This window comes from Cellulomonas marina, from assembly GCF_900111925.1.
GTDB classification, from domain to species: Bacteria; Actinomycetota; Actinomycetes; order Actinomycetales; family Cellulomonadaceae; genus Cellulomonas; species Cellulomonas marina.
Genome location: NZ_FOKA01000024.1, coordinates 1 through 19287, shown reverse-complemented (window position 1 = coordinate 19287; position 19287 = coordinate 1). Strand labels below are relative to the sequence as shown.

The window sequence follows — 19287 nt, the reverse complement described above, 5'->3', positions numbered from 1 at the left end:
TAGGTCTCTCGAAGAATCACGCGGTGACCGCCTACACGTCTACGACGACGCCCTCACCAGGGCCGGGCTCGCACACCACTCTGCGGGACGCCACTCCTCGCACATCAACCCGGCAGACACGAGCGCGACGGATGGGTGGGAGTTGACGGTGGTCGGATCACCACTGGCGCCGGTTCCTGACGAGACAGCCGCGTACACGTACTCCGACCAAGCACACGTCGGTCTGCAACTGAGCAAGCGACGTGAGTATTGGTTGTCACGTCGCCACGAGCAGCAGTTGGAGTAGGTAGACCCAAGACGTCCAACAGGCTGTTGGACGGGTTGTCCCAACGCTGTTGGGACAACCCGGGCCGAGCCTCGACTAATCGTTAGTGCTCGCAGCAGTCGCAGGTGTCGTCCGCTGCCTTTGCGCCGCTGGAAAGGAGCGCGCCGCCAGATGCGCAGCACGCGTCACCACGCCATGCCTCGCGGCCCTCCTTGATCGCGACACCGGCGATCACGAGCGCCGCGAGCGGGTCCGCCCAGGTCCACCCGAGCGTGCTGTTGAGGACCAGGCCGATGAGCAGCACCGCGGACAGGTAGGTGCACAGCAACGTCTGCTTGGAGTCCGCCACGGCGGACGCAGAACCGAGCTCGCGCCCGGTGCGCCGCTCGATCCAGCTCAGGAACGGCATGACGACGAGGCTGACGGCGGCGAGCACGATGCCCACGGTGGAGTGGTCTGGCTCGCTGGCTCCGAGCAATGTGCGCATGGCGTCCACGGTCACGAACGCGGCCAAGGCGAAGAAGGACACCGCGATGACCCGCATCGCCACCCGCTCCCGGCTGTGCGGGTCAGGGCTGGCGAACTGCCACGCCACCGCGGCGGCGGACAGCACCTCCACGATCGAGTCGAGCCCGAAGCCGACCAATGCAGCCGAGGAGGCGATTCTGCCGGCGGCGATTGCGACAACGGCCTCGATCACGTTGTAGGCCATGGTCGCGGCCACGATCCACCGCACCCGCCGCTCGAGGGTAGCGCGCCGACCAGGAGCCAATCCGCCGATGGGAAGCAGAGGGAGCGTCATGAGCAGGTGCACCCTTCGGACGAGCAGCAGGACGGGTCTACGGCCAGCACTAGGGCCAGCAGGTCGCCGAGGGCTGGGGCTAGGTGCGGGTCGGCCAGGCGATACCAGGTCCGTCGCCCTTCGGGGACGGCGTCAACGAGGCCGCACCCACGCAGGCACGCCAACTGGTTCGACATCACCTGCCGTGACACACCAAGCGCGTCGGCCAAGTCTGACGGACACGCAGGTGCCTCGCGCAGGGCGAGCAGGATCCGAGCGCGAGTGTCGTCCGACAGTGCGTACCCCAGCCGAGTCAGCGCTGCCGTGTGGGTGACCGTCGCCAGTTCCATGCAACCGAGAGTACATGGATCGCTGAACTGTCGACTAGGCTCCGGCTCCAGGCGAGCGCCTGCGCGGCACAGCACAAGACGAAGGTGTGATCACGATGAATCACGACTCCGCCGCCACTTTGGCCTTCACGATGTTCGTGGTGGGTGTCGTTGCCACGTTCGGTGTCCGGACTTGGGCGCACCGTCGCCGGACCGGCGCAAGCGGCTTCAGCGGCATCTCAGGCTCCCCGTGGTCGGCTGCATGGTGGGGCGGCGTCCTGTTCGTGGCCGCTCTGCTGCTCGCTGCCGCGGGGCTCACTCTGGCCGCCTTGGGCGTGGTGGAACCGCCGCCTGGCGTCCCGGCCGCGCTGGGATGGGTCGGCGTCGTGGTCGCTGTTGTTGGCTTCGCGGTGACGCTGGCTGCCCAGAGCGGAATGGGCGCCTCCTGGCGCATTGGCGTCGACCAGACCGAACGCACGGAACTGGTCACCACAGGGCTGTTCCGTTTGGTCCGCAACCCGATCTTCACCGCCATGTGCGCGGCTCTGGTCGGCCTGATGTTGATGTCGCCCAGTGTCATCACCGTCGGAGCGACCATCTGCTTGATCGCAGCGGTCGAACTTCAGGTGCGCGTAGTCGAAGAGCCGTACCTGCTCGCCACGCACGGGGCTACATACGCCCGCTACACAGCGGAGGTCGGCCGGTTCCTTCCAGGACTCGGGCGGTCAATGACCTCGCGCCAGCGCCGCGTCGAGAGCCCGTAGGAAGGCACGACGGCTTCAACAAGCTTCGTCCGGCCCCTCCAACGACTCTCCCAGGTCGGCGAGCAGCTTCTCGATGCGGACCTGGATGGCGCGGTGCCGTTCGACCTCCCGTGGCCAGCCTCGCTCGCGTGCGTCGTGGATGAGTTCCTCCTCGCGGTGCCAACGTCGGCGGAGCCGGGGCGCGTGTGACTTGGTCGTGAAGAACTTCGGGCACGCCAGGAACATGTCGCACTCGCACGGCCCCTCTTCGGGCAACCGGATGCAGCCACCGAGTTCCATCTCGGACTTGAAGAAGTTGCTCTGCAGCCAGTCGAGCTCGTGCGTGGACAACTCCTTGTTCCGGATCTTCGTCGCAGCCGGCCCCGCGATCGCCGACCCCAGCAGGACCACCTTCTCGTAGTCCGCCTTGACCTCTGGGTCGCTGATGTGGGCGTAGGTGAGGGTCATGTCCGACGTCTCGTGACCGAGGATCGCCATGATCGTGCGCCAACGAGCTCCGGCTTCGACCAGGTTGGTACCCAGCGTGTGGCGGAACCGGTGAGCGGTCACCAGACGACCACCCTCAGCGGTCAGCAGGCCCGCCTGCTCGCACACCGCCTGCAGGGGGATGTCAAAGAGGAACGACTTGGACAGGTGGCGTCCCTGGTACATGAAGAGGTACCGAACGCGTCTCTTGGTGACGCGGTCGATCTTGCCCGCGTCACGGTCGTTGGCCCGCAGTGCCTGCACGGCCTGGATGGCGTACGCCGCCTCATTCGCGAGTGGCACGCTGCGCTCCTTGCCAGTCTTCCCGATGGGGATGCGCAGCCTGTAGGTGCCGTCGGCGTACGTGTCCAGGCAGTCCAGTTCCAGCCGCTTGATCTCGTCGGACCGCGCGCCGCTCCAACGAGCGACGAGCAGGGAGCACCGCTGGTACGGGTCCTTGAGGTCCGCCATCGCCTTCACCAGCAGCTCCAACTCCCGCTTGGGGATGAACCGAGGCAGGGCCTTCTGAGGCTTCGGGTAGTCCGCCTTGTGGATAAGTTCCCGACCCGGCGCCGGACCAAGGTCGTTTTCGGCGACCTCACGCAGCATCTTGGCCAGCGTTCCCAACGCCGAACGCCGGGTGCCCGGTGTCAGGGCAAGGCTCTTGTCCCTAAGTTGCTTCCGCTTAGCGAGCCAGCCGATGTAGTCGATGATGTGGGCACGCTCCAAGCCGGACAGGTCATGGAGGGTGGGCAGGTTCTCGGCAACGAACGCCGTGAAGTAACGAAGGTGCAGGTCGTGGTTCCGGAGCGTCTTGTCGGGCGTGCCCCGATCACTGTCGTACTGCAGCCACCGTTCGATCGCTTCGGAGATCCCCGGAGCGACGTCCGACTCGATCAACTTCCCCTCTGGGCGGGTACGCACGGGGCCGTCAGTCACGAGGCCCAACTGGAAGTGGATAGCGTGTGCCCCGAACGCAGCAGACAGCGCGCCGCGGCCCATGCGCCGATCTTCAGCCCGCCACTTCGTGTTGGACTCAGGACTCGCGGTGGCGTACACGTCTCGCACCTCCCCTCGAAACGTCTCGAAGTCGAGGGCGGTGAGGCCCTTGATGTAGTGGGGGTCGGCGTGCCGGAGCACGAAGCGTGGGAGGAGGAACGAGATGCTGGTCCCGGCGGACGACTTCGACCACCCCTGCGCCACGGCCTTCTCGATCACGTCCTCCATGTGGGCGGGGAGCCACTCGTGGCCCAACACCGTCGCCATCTGCGCGAAGCCCCGCAGTTGGAGCATGATCAGGTAGTCCCACGGCAACTTGAGCCGTCCTGTCATGGACGCGTACATGAGGTACTGACGACCGGAGTAAGAGGTCCCGTTCGTCATGTGTGAAGGTCGGCGGCCCTCCCCTCGCAGGCGCCCCAGACGCTGCTCCAGTGGCTGAGCGAGCCAGTCGTCGAACGTCGGGTATGCGGCCACGAAACGTGCGTACTGCTGCAGTGATCCGTTGCTGATCTGGCCGGCCTTGACGAGGTAGTCCTTGTACTCGTCCACCGGAACGTGTGGCTTTGTCGGGTACGTTCCCGGCCCGGCCTGAACCGTTGTGATGCTGGTCAAGCTTGCTTCTCCTGCTCGCTCATGTGCTGTAGTGCCGCGACGTAGTCGTCCTTGACGGTGTGATCAGCAACGCGTGTATAGATTTTCGTCGACTGGGGACTCTTGTGACCCAGCCGCTTCTGCAAGGTCATGTCGCGCATTCCGTGCGCGTAAAGCTCGGTTGCGTGCGTGTGGCGAAGGGCGTGCGGTGTAGTCCATGGGGTGCGCAGCCCTAGAGCGGTGAGGCGCCGGGTGAACAGTCGGTTGATCGCCCAGTACGACACCGGCTCCAGACGGCGACTTCCTTGCCGTCCGACCAAGAAGACAAGGTCAGTGGGCGCGCCCGTCGGACGCTCGTGCATGACGTAGTCACTGAGGGCCTTGAGGGTGTCGGCGTCGTGCAGGTCGATGATCCGTTCTTCCCGAGATTTGGTGCGCAGCCCTCGCGGGTCTTGGTTCTGCACAGTGATCGAGACTCGTCGGAGACCGTAATGGATGTTGGAGAGGCGCAGAGTCAACACCTCGGCGGGACGCAGTCCTCCGTTGACACACAGGAGGAAGATTGCCCGGTCACGCAACGTCGTTAGGGAGTCGAGGAACGCTTCGACGTCAGAGCGGGCCATGGGTCGGGGAAGTCGTTCGGGTGTCTTCACGCGGACGCGACGACGGATCGGAACCTGCCGTGAGTTGGCGCCGAGCGCTCGGGGACGGACTGGCTTGCCCCCTTCCGTCGTAAGCATGGGGTGCTCGTCACCGTATAGCTCCGACACGATGAGGAACTCGTAGAAGGAGGCGACCGCTGCAAGGACTCGTGCCACAGTGGCGTCCGAAAGTCGCATGGGAGACTGCCTGCCGGATGGCGCCTTCTCCTCGCGCTTCGATGCTCGCGCCGCCTTGCTAGCGTCCTCTCGCAAGTACTTCAGGAACGTCACTGAATGCTTGGGTCGGAAGTCCTGGAAGAGCAACTTCTCCTTCTCCAGGAACCGCAGGAGGTACTGCATGTCGTATGCGTAGGCCCGGATCGTGTTCGGTGACCGACCGACGTCGCTCAGGTACGAGAGGTACTCGTTGACGAGCGTGACCGGCTCGCCATGGTCGTCGACCAGTCGCCACCCACGTCCACCGCCCGGCTCCTCGTGCGCGACGACCGGCATGGACCCACCTCTCTCCGACGACCTGGACGAGGGCACCGTACGGGGACCCTCTGACACGCCCGTAGAGAGGCGATGTCCAGATAATCGGCAAGGGCGCGACCGTCGGCTCGGTCATCCCCACGCTCGGCGCGATCATCCCCGCGGCCGTGGGGGTCGACATCGGCTGCGGCATGATCGCGGTCCGCACGCAGTGGTCCGAGGAGCAGGTGCGGGCGGCCGGGCCGCTGGTCCGTGTCCGCGAGGCGATCGAGGCCGCGGTGCCGCTCTCCGCGGGCGTGCACAACGCGTCGCTGACCGCGTCCGCACGGGCCCGTGTCGCCGCGCTCGAGGAGACGGCGGCCGCGGCGGGCTTCGACCCCGCGTCGGCGGCACGCAGCTGGCGTCTGCAGCTCGGCTCCCTCGGCTCGGGCAACCACTTCATCGAGGTGTCCGTCGACGAGACCGGGGTCGTCTGGCTGTTCCTGCACTCGGGGTCCCGCGGCGTGGGCAACAGGATCGCCCAGCACCACATCGCCGTGGCGGCCGAGCTGTGCCGGCGGTGGTGGATCGACCTGCCGGACCCGGACCTCGCGTACCTCGTCGAGGGCACGGAGGAGTTCTGGGCGTACGTCCGCCAGCTGCGGTGGGCGCAGGACTTCGCCGCCGCGAACCGCGAGGAGATGATGGACCGGGTCGTCGGCGTGCTCGCCGAGCACATGGGCGAGCCCGTCGTCGAGGCCGAGCGGGTCAACTGCCACCACAACTTCACCGAGCAGGAGACGCACGTCGGGAAGCAGGTGTGGGTGTCCCGCAAGGGCGCGATCCGCGCGCGGGCGGGCGAGCCGGGGCTCATCCCCGGCTCGATGGGCAGCGCCTCCTACGTCGTGGTCGGCAAGGGCGACCGGCTCTCGCTGGAGTCGAGCCCGCACGGCGCCGGGCGGAACCACTCCCGGTCCGCCGCCCGCCGCCTGTTCACGCGCGAGCAGCTGCGGGAGGCGATGGCGGGCATCGAGTACCGCGACACGGACGCCTTCATCGACGAGATCCCGGCGGCGTACAAGGACATCGACCAGGTCATGGCCGACGCCGCCGACCTCGTCGAGGTCCGGCACACCCCGCGTCAGATCGTCAACGTGAAGGGCGACTGACCGCCCGCGCGCCGGCGGGCGGGTCGGTCGCCGGTCACGGGTGCACCAGCGCGGCGTACACGTCCGCGAAGCGGGCGCGGCGGTCGGCGTAGTGGTTCGCGTGGGCCGGCACCGGCTCGAACGTCGCGCCGGTCACGCGCGGCGCACGGGGCGCGCCGGGTGCCAGCACGTCGAGGGCGAGCAGCGCCGTGCCGCGCTGCGTGGAGCGCTTGCGCGTGACGTGCTGGACCGGACGGGCGAGCACGTCGGCCAGGACCTGCAGCCACTCCGGCAGGTCGTTGCTGACGCTGCCCGACGCCGCCACCTCGACCACGCCCGGCGCGGCGGGCGCGAGCTCGTCGGCCACGCGCGCGTACGTCAGCGCCATGCCCTCGACGACGCCGCGGAAGACCGCGTCCGCGTCCGTCGCCGCCGAGACGCCGGTAATCGTCGCCCGGGCCTCACCCACCCAGCCCGGTGCACGCTCGCCCGTGAGGTACGGCAGGACCAGCGGCGTGCCCGACGAGGGTGCCGCCGTGAGGACCCGCCCCGGCTCCGGGGACAGCCGCAGGACGGCCTCCGCCCAGCTCACCGCGCGGCCGACGTCGTTGAGGGCACCGCCGAGCAGCGTGCGGCCGGTCCCGACGCGGTAGTTCCACAGACCCGGGGGCAGCGGGTCCGCCGGGCCGTCGAGCAGCACGCGCAGGGCGCCGCTCGTGGCGGTGGCGGCCGCGACGACCGTCGGGTCCGTCGCGCCGGCCCCGACGTTGCTGGCGTAGCCGTCCGTGATGACGCCGAACCAGGCAGCCCCTGCGAGGGCCGGCCACCGCGACGGCGACGACGGGTGCGCCGGCTCGACCATGTCCCGCGGGGCCGAGAACTGGTCGGCGCGCACCCCGGCGGCGGCGAGGAGCTCCTCGTCGAGCGCACCGGTGCGCCGGTCCAGCAGTCCCGTCCACGCGACCGTCGACGTCCCCGCCAGGGGCTCCCCGACGAGCCGCGCCAGCACGTACTCCCCCAGCGACCACCACGCTGCCGCCCCGGCGACCACCCGGGGCTGCGTCGCCGCCAGCCACCGCAGGCGCGGGGCGTGGTAGCTCGTGTGCAGGCGCGTGCCGGTGCGCTGCTGCACGGCGGGCTCGTCGAGCAGGTCGCGCAGCGCGGCCACCTCCCCCGCCGACCGCTGGTCGGCGTACGTCAGGCAGGGCGTCAGCGGGCGCCCCGCACGGTCGACCCCGACGAGGGACGCGGCGAACGTGTCCATGGCGACGCCGGCGATGCGCGTGCCGAGGCGGCTGTCGGCGGTCACCGCGTCGAGGACCTGCGCGACCTCGTCGACGACCTGATCCGGGTCGATGACGGACGTGCCGTCGGGCGCCACGGTGAAGGCGTGCGGCACCTTGTGCTGCAGCCCGGCGACGGGCCGGCCGCTCGCGTCGTGCACGCCGCCGCGGGTCGCCGTCGACCCGATGTCGAGCGCGAGCACCAGCGGGTCCTGCGCCTCGTGCAGCTCGACCGCGTCCCCGGACCTCGCCATCGTCCCCACCCCGTCCCCGACCAACCGTCGCGCCGACCCTAGTGACGGCCGGCAGGGGTGTCGCGACGGCCGCCTCCCGCAGGTCTTGCGCACCGCTGAGCCGGCCCTGAGACGGGCGGGGCGACGACCCCGTGCCGACCTCGGGCGGCGGGCGCACCATCGGAGGGCGGGAGCGGTCCCGCCGCCGCCTCCGGCGCACCGGACACGCGTCCCGCCCGGCCTCCCCCTGCCGGGCGGGGCGCGTGCCCCTCCTCGGTTCAGCAGCGACGCCCAGGAGTGACCGACATGACCCTGCACCTGCCCTCGTTCAAGCAAGCCAACGACCGCGCAGCCGAGCTGCTGCTGCCCTACCTGGGACCGGCCGAGATCGACCGGACGGCTCCTCGGGCACGCGCGCAGAGCGGCCCCGATCCCGACGGCGAGCTCCTCACGCGCTACGAGAAGGTCGTGGGCGCCGACGGGCACACGTACCTCGTCGAGCGCCCCGCCGCGGAGGTGTGAGCCCCCTTCCGGCGGGAACGGCCCCGCTGCGGACGCGTGTGCGCAGTGTGCTCCCCGGGGCCCGCCCGCGCGCGTCGGTCGTGGGGACGCTCCTGAGGGCCTCCGCGGTCGGTCGCCGTGCGGGCCGGGCCGGTCCGGGCCAGGGTGGGCGCGTGCCCCGACCTCCCCGTCACGACCGCGCGCGCCGGCGCGTCGTCCTCGTCCTCGGCGCCTCCAGCGGGATCGGCCGCGCGACGGCGCACCGCCTCGCGGCGCGGGGGGACGCCGTGGTGCTGGCGTCCCGGTCCGCGGAGGCGCTGGCCGAGGTCGAGCGCGAGTGCCGCGCCCGCCGGCCCCGTCGCCGCCCGGTCGACACGGGCGGCCCGGACGTCCTCGTCGTGCCGACGGACGTGTCCGACCGCGCGGCCGTGCACCGGCTGTTCGAGGCCGCCTGGGCGGCGCACGGGCACGTCGACGCGGTCGTCCACGCCCCGGCCGTCGTCGCCTACGGGCGCTTCCACGAGGTGCCCGCGGACGTCTTCGACCAGGTCATCGCGACGAACCTGCTGGGTACCGCGAACGTGGCCCGCGAGGCGATGGCGCGGTTCTCGGCCGCCGGCGGCGGGCACCTCGTCGTCATCGGCTCCCTGCTGGGCAGCATCGCCACGCCGTGGATGTCCTCCTACGTGACCAGCAAGTGGGCCGTCCACGGGTTCACCCGGACCCTGCAGGCCGAGGCGCGGTCGCTGCCCGGCGTGGAGGTCTCGCTCGTCACCCCCGGCGCCGTCGACACCCCGGTGTACGCGCAGGCCGGCAGCTACGCCCGGCGGATCGGTCGGCCGCCGCCCCCCGTGGACCGGCCGGAGAAGCACGCGCGCGCGATCGTGCGGGTCGTCGACCGGCCCGTGCGCAAGCGGTCCGTCGGCCCGGCGAACAAGGTCCTGACGGCCGCGTTCCGGCTGGCCCCGTGGGCGTACGACCGCGGGGTGGGTCCGGGCATGTCCGTGCTCGGGCTCTCGCGCGACCGCGTCGAGCCGCACCCCGGCAACGTCTTCACGCCCGCGCCGGGCGGCGAGGCCGTGCACGGGCGGTGGGGACGGCACTGGCTGCGGCCCCTCGGGGCGGCGGCCGCCGGGCTGGGCGGGCTCGTCGTCGGGTCCGCGGTGCTGGACGCGGTGCGCTCCCGGGAGGACTGAGTCCCCCCTGGGCGCGCACCGCTCGGCGGCGCCCAGCGGCACCCAGCGGCGCTCAGCGCGGTGCCGTGAGGAACACGTCGAAGAGCTCCGGGTGCTGGGCGTGCACGAGCACCATGAAGACGACCGCGTCGAAGAGAAGGTGCACGGTCAGCACGTAGGTCAGTGACGCCGTCTTGACGAACGTCAGCCCCTGCACCAGCGCGAACGGGATCGTCAGTGCCGGGCCCCACTCCCGGTAGCCGAGCTCCCAGAGGAACGAGACGAACACGAGCGTCTGCAGGACGTTCGCGGTGGCCCACGGCAGGTTCCGGCGCAGCAGGGCGAACACCGTGCAGACGAAGAACAGCTCGTCCCACGTGCCGACGGCGGCGACCCCGACGAACAGCCGCGCGATCTCCTGCCCGCCGTCGAGCTCGGGCCAGTTGCGCCACACGCCCGACGAGAGGAAGTACCAGGGCAGGATCAGGTACCCGGCCAGCACGACGCCGACGAGGTACCCCCAGTGGACCCGCGTCCACGGCCGGCCCACCCGCCAGGGGAAGCGGATCGCGTCCTCGCGCAGCCACCAGCGCGACAGCGCCCAGGGCACCAGCACCGCCAGCGACAGCACGACGCCGAACCTCACGATGCCGGCGTCCGACAGGTCGGCTTCCAGCGAGATCGTGCTGACGATCCCCTGCCCCACCGCGATGAGCAGCAGGTCCTTGCCGAGCGCGCGGTCGACCGCCAGGCCCAGGACCACCCCGGCGACGAGCGGCACGTAGGCCAGCGGCCGGACGTGCACGGCGAACAGCAGCACCGCGGCGCCGCACACCAGCAGCGCGGCGAGCAGGCGGGCCGCGGAACGACCGGCGCCGTCGTCGGGCACGCCGGCGACCCGCTGCAGCAGCCCGGCAGGGGCGGGGGGCGTCGTCGCGTCGGGCACGGCGGTCAGCCTGCCCGACGGCACCGACATCCGCCACGGACGCTGAGAGCCGCCCGTGAGCGGCGGCGGGTCCGGCCCTTCCGGCTACCGGCCGGCACGACGACCATGCACCCATGACGGATCCCGGCGCCGGTCCCGCACGCGTCGTCGTGGTCGGCGCCGGCGTGGCCGGCCTGCTCGCCGCGGCGGCCGTCGCGGGCGACGGGCGGCGCACGACCCTCGTCGAGAAGGACGTGCTGCCCGACGCGCCGGCGTCGCGGCCCGGGACGCCGCAGGACCGGCACCCGCACGTGCTGCTGCACCGCGGCCTGCTCGCCGCCGAGACGGTCCTGCCCGGGCTGCGCGAGGACCTGCGCCGGGCCGGCGCCGTCCCCGTCGACACCGGGAGGCTCGCGTGGCTCGGGGAGCAGGGGTGGGCACCGCGCAGCCGGCAGTACGAGGTGCTCTCGGCGACGCGGCCCCTCGTCGAGCACGTGCTGCGCACCCGCGTCCGGGCCCTGCCGGGCGTGGTCCTGCGCGACGGGACCCGCGTGGACGGCCTGGCGCGCGGCGACGACGCCGCGTGGCACGTGCACCTCGCCGACGGCGCGACCCTGGCCGCCGACCTCGTCGTCGACGCCTCCGGGCGCACGTCGCGGCTGCCCGTGTGGCTGACGGCGCTGGGGCTGCCGGAGCCGAGGACGCAGGAGGTCGACGCCCGGATCGGCTACGCGAGCCGGGCCTACGCGCTGGACCGCGAGCGCGTCACCACCGCGGGCGTCGTGCTGCTGGCGTCGCCCGGGCGGCCCGTCGGCGGGCTGGCGCTGCCCGTGGAGGACGGCCGTTGGCTCGTCGGGCAGGTGGGCGTCGGCGAGCAGCGGCCGGGCCGGGAGCCCGACGCCTTCCTCGCCGGCCTCGCCGCGCTGCAGGACCCGGTGCTCGCCGAGCTCGCGGCCGCCGCGGAGCCGGCCTCCGACGTGGCCGTCCACCGCCGGACCGCCAACCGCCGGCACGCGTGGGAGCGCCGGGGCGCCCTGCCCGACGAGGTGCTCGTCGTCGGGGACGCGCTGTGCGCGTTCAACCCCATCTACGGCCAGGGGGTCGCGGTGGCCGCGCTCGAGGCGGCCGCCCTGCGCGCGGAGGTCCGCCGCGGGTGGCGGCCGCGGCGCAGCGCCCGCCGGCTGCAGCGCCGCTTCGCCCGCACCACGGCGCTGCCGTGGGCCATCGCCACGGGCGAGGACCTGCGCTACCCCACGGTCGCCGGCCGCGAGGGCCCGGTCGCCGCGCTGCTCGGCCGGTGGACGCGGGAGCTGGGCCGCCTCGCCGCCCACGGCGACACCGCCACCCAGGAGCGGGTCGCGTCCGTCTTCCACCTCATGGCGCCGCCGCTGGTCCTGCTGCACCCCCGCCTCCTGGCTGCGGGCCTCCGTGCGCGGCTGCGCGGCTACGGCACCCCGGTCCCCCGCCCGCAGGTCCTGGTGCCGGCGTCCTCGTCGCGGGCTGCGGACGTCACCACCCGGCGCTCCTAGGAGCCGCCCGGCTGCCGTCCGCGGCGGCCCGCGAGCTCCCAGACGGCCGGCAGCAGCGCCACGGCCGCGACCGTGTACGCGAAGTCCTCGACCGGCGCGACGCCCACCCGAAGGCCCGAGATGAGGGTCGGGTCGTAGGCGACGATCGACAGCCCGACGAGCACGTTGTCGAACACGGCCGTGAGCAGCACCAGCACCACCAGCGTCACGGCGGTCGCGCGCACGGGGTGCCGGCGGCCGTCGCGCCGCCGCGAGCGCTCGGCCAGCACGACGACGACCGCCGCCAGCAGCAGGAACGGCGTGTTGACCAGGGCGTACGTCACCGCGGCACCTCGGGCTGCGCCCCGGGACGCGTCATCAGCCCCCACACGTTCATCGTCGACCAGCACAGCAGCGTCAGGAAGAAGAGCTCCTCGAGCGGCAGCTCGGGCGCCAGCAGCACACCCGTCATGAGGTCCGTGGAGCCGCGGAAGAAGATGCCCGTGGCGATGCCCGCCACGTCCCACGTCAGGAAGAAGGCAAGCCCGACCGCCATGACGACCGCCGCACGCCGGGCGTCCCGCCAGAAGAAGGTCCGGTACCCGTGGTCGACCAGCGCCTGCCCGACGAGGGACAGCACCAGCGCCGTCAGGTAGAGCACGCCCACGCCAGGTCCTCCGGTGCCGCCGTCGTCCGTGTCGTCCCGAGCGGTCAGCGTGCCAGCAGCTCCGCCAGGGACAGCGGCGGCAGGCCGGTCAGCCGCTCGACGTCGCGCGAGACGGCGGCCATCTCCCCGTGCGCGATGGCCGTGTACGTCGACACCCACGCCTCCACCTGCCAGGCCGGCGCGCCGAAGCGCTCGCGCGAGGCGTAGGCCTCCTCCAGCGTCTCGGGGACGTACCGCGTCGGGCGGCCCGCGGCGGTGAGTACCGCGGCCACCTCCTCGAGCGTGAGCGCCTCCGGACCCGTCACCTCGTACGTCGCGCCCGCGTGCCGGTCGCCGACCGGGTCGCGCAGCACGTCGCCGACGACGGTCGCGGCGCAGCGCACCACGTCCTCGCGGGCGACGCCGGCCACGCGCCCGTCGCCGGCCGGGCCGCGCAGCGTCCCGTCCTCGCCGACGAAGGCCGGCAGCAGGTCCAGGTACAGGTTGTCGCGCAGCACGGTCGTCGAGAGCCCGGCCGAGCGCAGGGCCTCCTCCGTGGCGGCGTGGTCGCGCGCCAGCGTGAAGGTCGCGTCCGGCGCGGCCCCCGCGAAGGAGGTGTAGACCACGTGCCGGACCCCGGCGGCGGCCGCCGCCTCGACCGCGGTGCGGTGCTGGTCGAGCCGGTCGACGCTCTCCCCGGCCGAGACGAGGACGAGCACGTCCGCGCCGTCGAACGCGCGGCGGCACGCCTCCCCGTCGCCGTAGGACGCGACGGCCACCTCGACGGGCTCCAGCTGCGGGGCCCGGAGCGGGTCGCGCACGACGAGGCGCATCCGCAGGTCGGGGACGCCCACGCCGCCGGGGACGGCACCGGGACCGCCGAACCCGTCGCCGGCGGGCGGGGTCGCACCCGCGGCGAGGGCCGCGGCCACTCCACCGCCGACGGCGCCGCTGGCGCCCGTGACGACGACGAGCGGGAGGTCGGGGACCGCCATGGTCAGAGGCGCTCGAGCCGCGGGCTGTCCAGCGCGACGCGCCGCAGGTCGCCGCCGAAGTCGACGATCGCGTTGCGGTCGCCCTCGAGGCGCACCGTGCGGCCCAGGCCGTGCCGGTCGTGCGACACGCGGTCGCCCGGCTCGAGCTCGATGCGGGTGGCGGCGGCCGCGGCGCGGGCGGCCGCGAACGGGCTGTTCGGCAGGTGGCGGGGCGTGGCGGGGCGCTGGCTGGCCATGGTTCTCTCCTCCGTCGACCCCGGACGGGGGCTCTGCGACCAGGGTACGCGCCCGGGCGGAGCCCCGGCCGAGTCCTTCGTCACGGGCCCGAACCCTCAGCACGGGTCAGTTGAGCGTGAGGTCGTCCGGCCACGTCGAGTACAGGGCGAGGTCCGAGGGCTGCCGCCGCAGCACACGGTGCCAGAGCTCCTGCGGGTCCGCGGCGAAGGGGTCCTCCGGGCGGGCGTCGAGGACCCACCACGAGCCCTCGGCCACCTCCTCCTCGAGCTGCCCCGCCGACCAGCCGGCGTACCCGGCGAAGATCCGCAGGTCGGGCACCTGCGCCACGACGTCGGCCGGCTCCAGGTCGAGGTCCAGCAGCCCGAAGGAGGCCACGACCCGGTCGACGCCGACGGGCGTCCGACCGCCGGGGGCGGACGGCACCGCCACGACCCCCAGCGCGGAGTCCAGCCCGACCGGCCCGCCCTGGAACAGGTACCGCGGGGCGCTCACCCACGGCTGCCACGCCGGCAGCACCGCAGCGACGTCCACCTCGAGCGGCCGGTTGACGACCACGCCGAAGGCGCCGCCGTCGGCGTGGTCCAGCAGCAGGATCACCGTCCGGCGGAACGTCGGGTGCTCGAGGCGCGGCGTGGCGACGAGGAGCCGCCCCACCCACCGCTCGTCGTCCGCCACCCCCCCAGTCTCGACCCTGGCGGCCGGGGCCGCCCGCGCGGCGTGGCCGCAGGCCCGCCCGAGCCCGTCGAGCTGCCGGACCCGTCGGACAGCGGCAACTCCTACTGGCTGGCGCGCAGCATCTGGGCGTTCGATGAGGGCTACGCCGCCTTCCACGACGTCGACCCGGCGTTCGCGGCGTTCCTGCAGGACCGGCTGCAGCTCGCCGTCGACGCGCTCGAGTCGCTGGGCGCCTACGGCACCTACGACCTCGCCGACGGCGTGCAGGTCCCGGCGTGGCTGATCGTGGACGGGGCGGACGCGTCGGCGGAGGCCGTGCTCGGCCTCGCGGCGTACAGCGCTCTCGTGCCCGACGACGCCGACGCCCGCACGGCGCTCGCGCAGCTCGCGGAGGGCATCGCGGCGATGGCCGCCGGTGACCGGCGGACCTGGCCCTACGGCGCCGTGCTGCCGTGGACGCAGTCGCGGTCGCTGTGGCACGCGTGGGCCTCGCAGATGCCCGCGGCCCTGGCCGAGGCCGCGCAGGTGCTGGGCCGGGACGACCTCCTGGCCCCCGCGGTGACGGACAGCGCGGTGTTCACGCCGACGCTCCTGACCGCGGGCGGGCCGGACAACGGCTGGCTCCCCACGCCGATCGACCGCGTGCAGATCGCCTACGGCGTCGACTCGCGGCTGCAGTCCCTGCTGGCGGTGGCCGACGCGTCGGGCGCCGAGGGGCTGCGGCGCCTCGCCGGCATCACGGCGAGCTGGTACTTCGGCAGCAACCGCGCTGGCGTGCCCGTGTACGACCCGGCGACGGGCGTCACCACGGACGGCGTCCAGCCCGACGGCACCACCAACCGCAACGCCGGCGCCGAGAGCACCATCCACGGCCTGCTGTCCATGCTGGCCCTCGACGCGCACCCGGACGTCTCCGCGCTGGCCCAGGCGGCGGCCACGGTCACCCTGCGGGACGGCCTGACCGGCGTGGAGGCGGAGTCCGGCACGACGGACGGCACCGTCCTCACCCCGGACGACGCCTGGACCGGCGAGTCCGGGTGGAGCGGCGGCTCGGCCGTGCAGCTCGCGCCGGGGCGGACCGCGTCGATCCCGGTCCCCGCGGGGAACGGCGTGCGCTCGGTCGAGCCGGTCCTGCTGGCCCAGCCCGGCACGCCGGCCGTGTCCCGCTGGACCGCCGGCCGCTACCCGCTCGGCACGCTCACCACACGGGCCGGCGACCAGGGCATCACGGCGATCCCGGGCGTCCTCCTCCCCCTGCCGCTGACGCGCCCGCTGCTGCCCGGGGCGACGACGGTCACCGTCGACGGCCGCGTGGGCACGACGGTCGTCGACGCCCTCGTCGTCCGCCCGTACCTGCAGCGCCTGAGCCTGGCGGGCGACGACGGTGCCGCGACGGAGCTGGCCGTCTCCGCGGGCCGCACGCCGCTGCCGGCCACGGTCGGCGCGGCGGGCACGACGTCGACCGTCGAGGTCTTCGACGCCACGGGCACCCTGGTCCGCTCCGCGGAGCTGACGGGGCGCGGGGTCGTCGCCGTGCCGGCCGGGGGTTTCCTCGTCGCCACGCGCTGACGGCTGGTCCCCAGCAGCAGCACGCGCAGGGCCGCGCCGCGTCGCCCCACCCGGGCGGCGCGGCGCGTGCATGCGCGGCACGATGAGCCCGTGCTGCTCGCCGACGTCGCCGCCACGTCCCGCGCGCTGGCCGCGACCCGGTCGCGCCTGGCCAAGCGGGCGCTGCTCGTCGACCTGCTCGGCCGGACCGCGCCCGACGAGGTGCCGGTCGTCGCCCGCTACCTGGCCGGCGAGCTGCGGCAGCGCCGGACGGGCCTGGGATGGCGGTCGCTCGGCTCGCTGCCGGCGCCGGCCGACGAGCCGTCCCTGGAGGTCGTCGCCGTCGACGCGGTCTTCGAGCAGATGGCCGGCCTGTCGGGGTCGGGCTCGTCGACCCGGCGCCTGGCGCTGGCTCGCGACCTCTTCGCCGCCGCCACCGCCGACGAGCAGCACCTGCTGCGCGGGCTCGTCACGGGCGAGCTGCGGCAGGGCGCCCTCGACGCGCTGCTCCTCGACGCCGTGGCGGAGGCCGCCGGCGTCCCGGCTGCCTCCGTGCGCCGGGCGGCGATGCTCGCGGGCTCGACGGAGCCGGTCGCGGCCGCGGCTCTGGGTGCGGGGTCGCCGGAGGCGGCCGAGGCGGCGCTGGCCGGCTTCGGGCTCACCGTCGGCCGCCCGGTCCGGCCGATGCTGGCGGCGTCGGCCCCCGACGTGGCCGCGGCGGTCGCCGGCTTCGAGGGCCGCGAGGTCGTCGTCGACGCCAAGCTCGACGGCATCCGGGTCCAGGTGCACCGCGACGGCGACGAGGTCCTGGTCGTCACCCGGAGCCTGGACGACATCACCGCACGCGTCCCCGAGATCGTCGCCGCCGCGCGCGGCCTCGACGTGCGCTCGGTGGTCCTCGACGGGGAGGCCCTGGCCCTCGACGCCGACGGCCGCCCGCGCCCCTTCCAGGAGACGGCCTCGCGCAGCGCCACCCGCGACGCCGAGATCGCGGCCGGCACCACGCTGACGCCGTTCTTCTTCGACGTCCTGCACGTCGACGGCCGCGACCTGCTCGACGCCCCCCTGCGCGAGCGCCTGGCCGTCCTGGACGCGGTGGCCCCGGCGTACGCCGTCGAGCGGGTGGTGACGTCGGACCCGGAGGTGGCGCAGGAGTCGTTCGCCCGCTGGGTCGGCGAGGGCCAGGAGGGCGTCATCGTCAAGGACGCCGAGGCCCCCTACGAGGCGGGCCGCCGCGGCAGCGCCTGGGTCAAGGTCAAGCCCCGCCACACCTTCGACCTGGTGGTCCTCGCGGTCGAGCGCGGCTCGGGCCGCCGCACGGAGCTGCTGTCGAACATCCACCTCGGCGCCCGCGACCCGGAGAGCGGCGGCTTCGTCATGCTCGGCAAGACCTTCAAGGGCATGACCGACGAGATGCTGGCCTGGCAGACCCGCCGCTTCCGCGAGCTCGAGGTCGCCGACGACGGCTGGACGGTCACCCTGCACCCGGAGCAGGTCGTCGAGATCGCCATCGACGGCATCCAGCGCTCCCCCCGCTACCCCGGCGGCATCGCCCTGCGCTTCGCCCGCGTCCTGCGTTACCGCGACGACAAGACCCCCGCCGAGGCCGACACCCTCGACACGGTCCGCACCCTGGGCGGCCTCCGTGCGCAGCCCGCCGGACCGGACGCCGGGACCTGACGCCGCCCGGCGGCCGGCCCCGCGCGTTTCCGCAGGACGACCGCCGGGACGGGTCGTCAGAGGAGCTCGACGCGGTCCGCCTGGGGGCCCCGGTCGCTCTGGCGGACGGCGTAACGGACCCGGTCGCCCTCCTGGAGCGGCTCGCCGTCGCGCACGACCGACACGTGCACGAACAGGTCCGGGCCGCCGGCGTCGGGGCTGATGAAGCCGAAGCCGCGGTCGGCGTCGAAGCGCGCGACGACGCCCTCGCCGCCGCGGGCGGGGGCGCCGGAGCGCTCCGCCCGGGTCGTGCGGCCGCGGGCCGGTCCCGCCGGCGCGCGGCGCGGGGCCGGGCCCCCGCGAGGCGCACGTCGCGGGCCTGGGGGCCCTTCTCGACCACGACGACCTCGAACGTCACGCGGTCGCCCTCGACGAGCTCGGTCAGCCCGCCGGTCAGGGCACGCTGGTGGACGAAGACGTCGTCGCCTCCGGACACCGGTGCGATGAAGCCGAAGCCCTTGTCCACGTCGTACCAGCTCACCGTGCCGTCGGCGCCGTCGTCGACGCCGCCGGGCGCACCTGGCCCCGCGGCGCCGGGGCCGAGCGGCAGCAGGTGGTCCGCCTGCGGCCCCTTCTCCCCCTCGACGACGAGGAACGCCACCCGCTGGCCCTCGCTGATGACACCGCCGCCGACGATGGCCGAGCTGTGCACGAAGATCTCCGCGCCGCCGCCGTCCGGCGTGAGGAAGCCGTAGCCCTTGCTCGGCTCGTACCAGGACACCGTGCCGAGCAGGCCGAGCGGTGCGTCGTCGGCGACGTCACCGATGACGCGCACGCGCCGCGCCTGCGGGCCGCGGTCGCTCTCGCCGACCTCGAACTCGACGACCTGACCCTCGCGCAGCAGGACGGATCGGTCGTCCCCGGCCACCTCGGAGGCGTGCACGAAGACGTCGTCGGCCCCGTCCTCGGGTGCGAGGAAGCCGAAGCCTCGCTCGGCGTCGAACCAGCGGACAGTTCCCTGGGGCACGGCATGACTCCTCGTCGGTGCTGCGGTCGTTGCCCCCAGTGTCCCAGCCGCACCGGTCAAGTCCCCGGTCGTGGTGTGTGACGGCTGCCGCGTGACCTTCATTGGTTAGGCGCTGAGCGCCGGGAGTTGGGGCGGGGTGACCTCCTGCGGGTCGGGGACGGCGGTCAGGCGGGCGCGGCCAAGGACGTCCAGTGCGAGGTAGCGGCGTCCCTCGGCCCATTCGTCGTGCTGCTCGGCCAGGACGGCGCCGAGCAGGCGGATGATCGAGGTGCGGTCGGGGAAGATTCCCACGACGTCGGTGCGCCGGCGGATCTCCCTGTTCAGCCTCTCGTTGGGGTTGTTGGACCAGATCTGGCGCCAGACCTCCTTGGGGAAGGACGTGAACGCCAGGACGTCGGCCCGGGCGGCCTCGAGGTGG

Annotated in this window: 19 protein-coding genes and 2 pseudogenes; 7 read left to right on the top strand and 14 right to left on the bottom strand. The window is 73.5% G+C overall.

Annotated features, from left to right (window positions below):
* Positions 1-368: 368 nt before the first annotated feature.
* Both BM048_RS17365 and BM048_RS17360 read right to left on the bottom strand, forming a co-directional pair.
* The gene (locus BM048_RS17365; protein WP_090035256.1) at positions 369-1067 is read right to left on the bottom strand and encodes a cation diffusion facilitator family transporter; all 699 of its coding nucleotides are present in this window, start codon (positions 1065-1067) and stop codon (positions 369-371) included.
* Complete coding sequence (locus BM048_RS17360; protein WP_090035241.1) at positions 1064-1396, bottom strand: ArsR/SmtB family transcription factor; 333 nt, start codon at positions 1394-1396, stop codon at positions 1064-1066. The genes BM048_RS17365 and BM048_RS17360 overlap by 4 nt, the downstream gene beginning before the upstream one ends.
* A 95-nt stretch (positions 1397-1491) precedes the next feature.
* Here BM048_RS17360 and BM048_RS17355 point away from each other — a divergent pair, with 95 nt between their 5' ends.
* Complete coding sequence (locus BM048_RS17355) at positions 1492-2139, top strand: methyltransferase family protein (protein WP_090035253.1); 648 nt, start codon at positions 1492-1494, stop codon at positions 2137-2139.
* A 15-nt stretch (positions 2140-2154) separates the two neighbouring features.
* Here BM048_RS17355 and BM048_RS17350 read toward each other — a convergent pair whose 3' ends face one another.
* Both BM048_RS17350 and BM048_RS17345 read right to left on the bottom strand, forming a co-directional pair.
* A complete protein-coding gene (locus BM048_RS17350) occupies positions 2155-4155 on the bottom strand; it encodes a tyrosine-type recombinase/integrase (protein ID WP_090035238.1) in 2001 nt (666 codons plus the stop codon).
* A 59-nt stretch (positions 4156-4214) separates the two neighbouring features.
* Complete coding sequence (locus BM048_RS17345; RefSeq protein WP_090035236.1) at positions 4215-5351, bottom strand: tyrosine-type recombinase/integrase; 1137 nt, start codon at positions 5349-5351, stop codon at positions 4215-4217.
* A gap of 83 nt (positions 5352-5434) precedes the next feature.
* Here BM048_RS17345 and BM048_RS17340 point away from each other — a divergent pair.
* Positions 5435-6478: pseudogene (locus BM048_RS17340) on the top strand (RtcB family protein); the annotation flags it as partial.
* 34 nt (positions 6479-6512) lie between these two features.
* Here BM048_RS17340 and BM048_RS17335 read toward each other — a convergent pair.
* Positions 6513-7994 (bottom strand): gluconokinase, encoded by a 1482-nt coding sequence (locus tag BM048_RS17335; protein ID WP_090035251.1) that lies wholly within the window; start codon positions 7992-7994, stop codon positions 6513-6515.
* Between the two features lie 285 nt (positions 7995-8279).
* Here BM048_RS17335 and BM048_RS17330 point away from each other — a divergent pair, with 285 nt between their 5' ends.
* Positions 8280-8495 (top strand): hypothetical protein, encoded by a 216-nt coding sequence (locus tag BM048_RS17330; protein ID WP_090035231.1) that lies wholly within the window; start codon positions 8280-8282, stop codon positions 8493-8495.
* A 152-nt stretch (positions 8496-8647) separates the two neighbouring features.
* A complete protein-coding gene (locus BM048_RS17325) occupies positions 8648-9670 on the top strand; it encodes an SDR family NAD(P)-dependent oxidoreductase (RefSeq protein WP_090035248.1) in 1023 nt (340 codons plus the stop codon).
* A gap of 52 nt (positions 9671-9722) precedes the next feature.
* Here the strand turns inward: BM048_RS17325 and BM048_RS17320 are convergent, their stop codons facing one another.
* Positions 9723-10625, bottom strand: a complete 903-nt coding sequence (locus BM048_RS17320) for a CPBP family glutamic-type intramembrane protease (protein ID WP_373308475.1) — start codon at positions 10623-10625, stop codon at positions 9723-9725.
* An 83-nt stretch (positions 10626-10708) separates the two neighbouring features.
* On the opposite strand from BM048_RS17320, the gene BM048_RS17315 reads away from it, so the two are divergent.
* Positions 10709-12103: an FAD-dependent monooxygenase gene (locus tag BM048_RS17315; RefSeq protein ID WP_090035228.1), complete on the top strand. Its 1395-nt coding sequence runs from the start codon at positions 10709-10711 to the stop codon at positions 12101-12103.
* On the opposite strand, the gene BM048_RS17310 is transcribed toward BM048_RS17315, so the two are convergent.
* The 5 genes from BM048_RS17310 to BM048_RS17290 all read right to left on the bottom strand — a co-directional run bounded on the left by BM048_RS17310 (position 12100) and on the right by BM048_RS17290 (position 14635).
* Positions 12100-12426, bottom strand: a complete 327-nt coding sequence (locus BM048_RS17310; protein ID WP_090035226.1) for a lycopene cyclase domain-containing protein — start codon at positions 12424-12426, stop codon at positions 12100-12102. The genes BM048_RS17315 and BM048_RS17310 overlap by 4 nt on opposite strands.
* A complete protein-coding gene (locus BM048_RS17305; protein ID WP_090035223.1) occupies positions 12423-12749 on the bottom strand; it encodes a lycopene cyclase domain-containing protein in 327 nt (108 codons plus the stop codon). The genes BM048_RS17310 and BM048_RS17305 overlap by 4 nt, the downstream gene beginning before the upstream one ends.
* A 44-nt stretch (positions 12750-12793) precedes the next feature.
* Positions 12794-13723 carry an SDR family oxidoreductase gene (locus BM048_RS17300; RefSeq protein WP_090035220.1) on the bottom strand — a complete coding sequence of 310 codons (930 nt, stop codon included), beginning with the start codon at positions 13721-13723 and terminating at the stop codon, positions 12794-12796.
* Positions 13724-13725: 2 nt separating this feature from the next.
* Complete coding sequence (locus tag BM048_RS17295; RefSeq protein ID WP_090035218.1) at positions 13726-13959, bottom strand: hypothetical protein; 234 nt, start codon at positions 13957-13959, stop codon at positions 13726-13728.
* Between the two features lie 106 nt (positions 13960-14065).
* Positions 14066-14635 (bottom strand): YqgE/AlgH family protein, encoded by a 570-nt coding sequence (locus BM048_RS17290; RefSeq protein WP_090035216.1) that lies wholly within the window; start codon positions 14633-14635, stop codon positions 14066-14068.
* Between the two features lie 42 nt (positions 14636-14677).
* Between BM048_RS17290 and BM048_RS17285 the strand changes: the two genes are divergently transcribed.
* Both BM048_RS17285 and BM048_RS17280 read left to right on the top strand, forming a co-directional pair.
* The gene (locus BM048_RS17285) at positions 14678-16204 is read left to right on the top strand and encodes a hypothetical protein (RefSeq protein ID WP_090035214.1); all 1527 of its coding nucleotides are present in this window, start codon (positions 14678-14680) and stop codon (positions 16202-16204) included.
* Positions 16205-16294: 90 nt separating this feature from the next.
* Positions 16295-17863 carry an ATP-dependent DNA ligase gene (locus BM048_RS17280; RefSeq protein ID WP_090035211.1) on the top strand — a complete coding sequence of 523 codons (1569 nt, stop codon included), beginning with the start codon at positions 16295-16297 and terminating at the stop codon, positions 17861-17863.
* Positions 17864-17919: 56 nt separating this feature from the next.
* Here BM048_RS17280 and BM048_RS19085 read toward each other — a convergent pair whose 3' ends face one another.
* The 3 genes and pseudogenes from BM048_RS19085 to BM048_RS17265 all read right to left on the bottom strand — a co-directional run.
* Entirely contained in the window at positions 17920-18066 is a 147-nt protein-coding gene (locus BM048_RS19085; RefSeq protein WP_239079054.1) for a cold-shock protein, read from the bottom strand.
* 200 nt (positions 18067-18266) lie between these two features.
* A pseudogene (locus BM048_RS19200) lies at positions 18267-18971 on the bottom strand (cold-shock protein); the annotation flags it as partial.
* Between the two features lie 3 nt (positions 18972-18974).
* A partial coding sequence (locus BM048_RS17265; RefSeq protein ID WP_175499618.1) for a transposase occupies positions 18975-19287 on the bottom strand: 313 nt, incomplete at its 5' end.

Coding starts and splice junctions, on each gene's coding strand:
- BM048_RS17330 (WP_090035231.1), top strand. CDS start 8,280: ATGACCCTGCACCTGCCCTCGTTCAAGCAAGCCAACGACCGCGCAGCC.
- BM048_RS17315 (WP_090035228.1), top strand. CDS start 10,709: ATGACGGATCCCGGCGCCGGTCCCGCACGCGTCGTCGTGGTCGGCGCC.
- BM048_RS17335 (WP_090035251.1), bottom strand. CDS start 7,994: ATGGCGAGGTCCGGGGACGCGGTCGAGCTGCACGAGGCGCAGGACCCG.
- BM048_RS17295 (WP_090035218.1), bottom strand. CDS start 13,959: ATGGCCAGCCAGCGCCCCGCCACGCCCCGCCACCTGCCGAACAGCCCG.
- BM048_RS17300 (WP_090035220.1), bottom strand. CDS start 13,723: ATGGCGGTCCCCGACCTCCCGCTCGTCGTCGTCACGGGCGCCAGCGGC.
- BM048_RS17365 (WP_090035256.1), bottom strand. CDS start 1,067: ATGACGCTCCCTCTGCTTCCCATCGGCGGATTGGCTCCTGGTCGGCGC.
- BM048_RS17360 (WP_090035241.1), bottom strand. CDS start 1,396: ATGGAACTGGCGACGGTCACCCACACGGCAGCGCTGACTCGGCTGGGG.
- BM048_RS17345 (WP_090035236.1), bottom strand. CDS start 5,351: ATGCCGGTCGTCGCGCACGAGGAGCCGGGCGGTGGACGTGGGTGGCGA.
- BM048_RS17355 (WP_090035253.1), top strand. CDS start 1,492: ATGAATCACGACTCCGCCGCCACTTTGGCCTTCACGATGTTCGTGGTG.
- BM048_RS17320 (WP_373308475.1), bottom strand. CDS start 10,625: ATGTCGGTGCCGTCGGGCAGGCTGACCGCCGTGCCCGACGCGACGACG.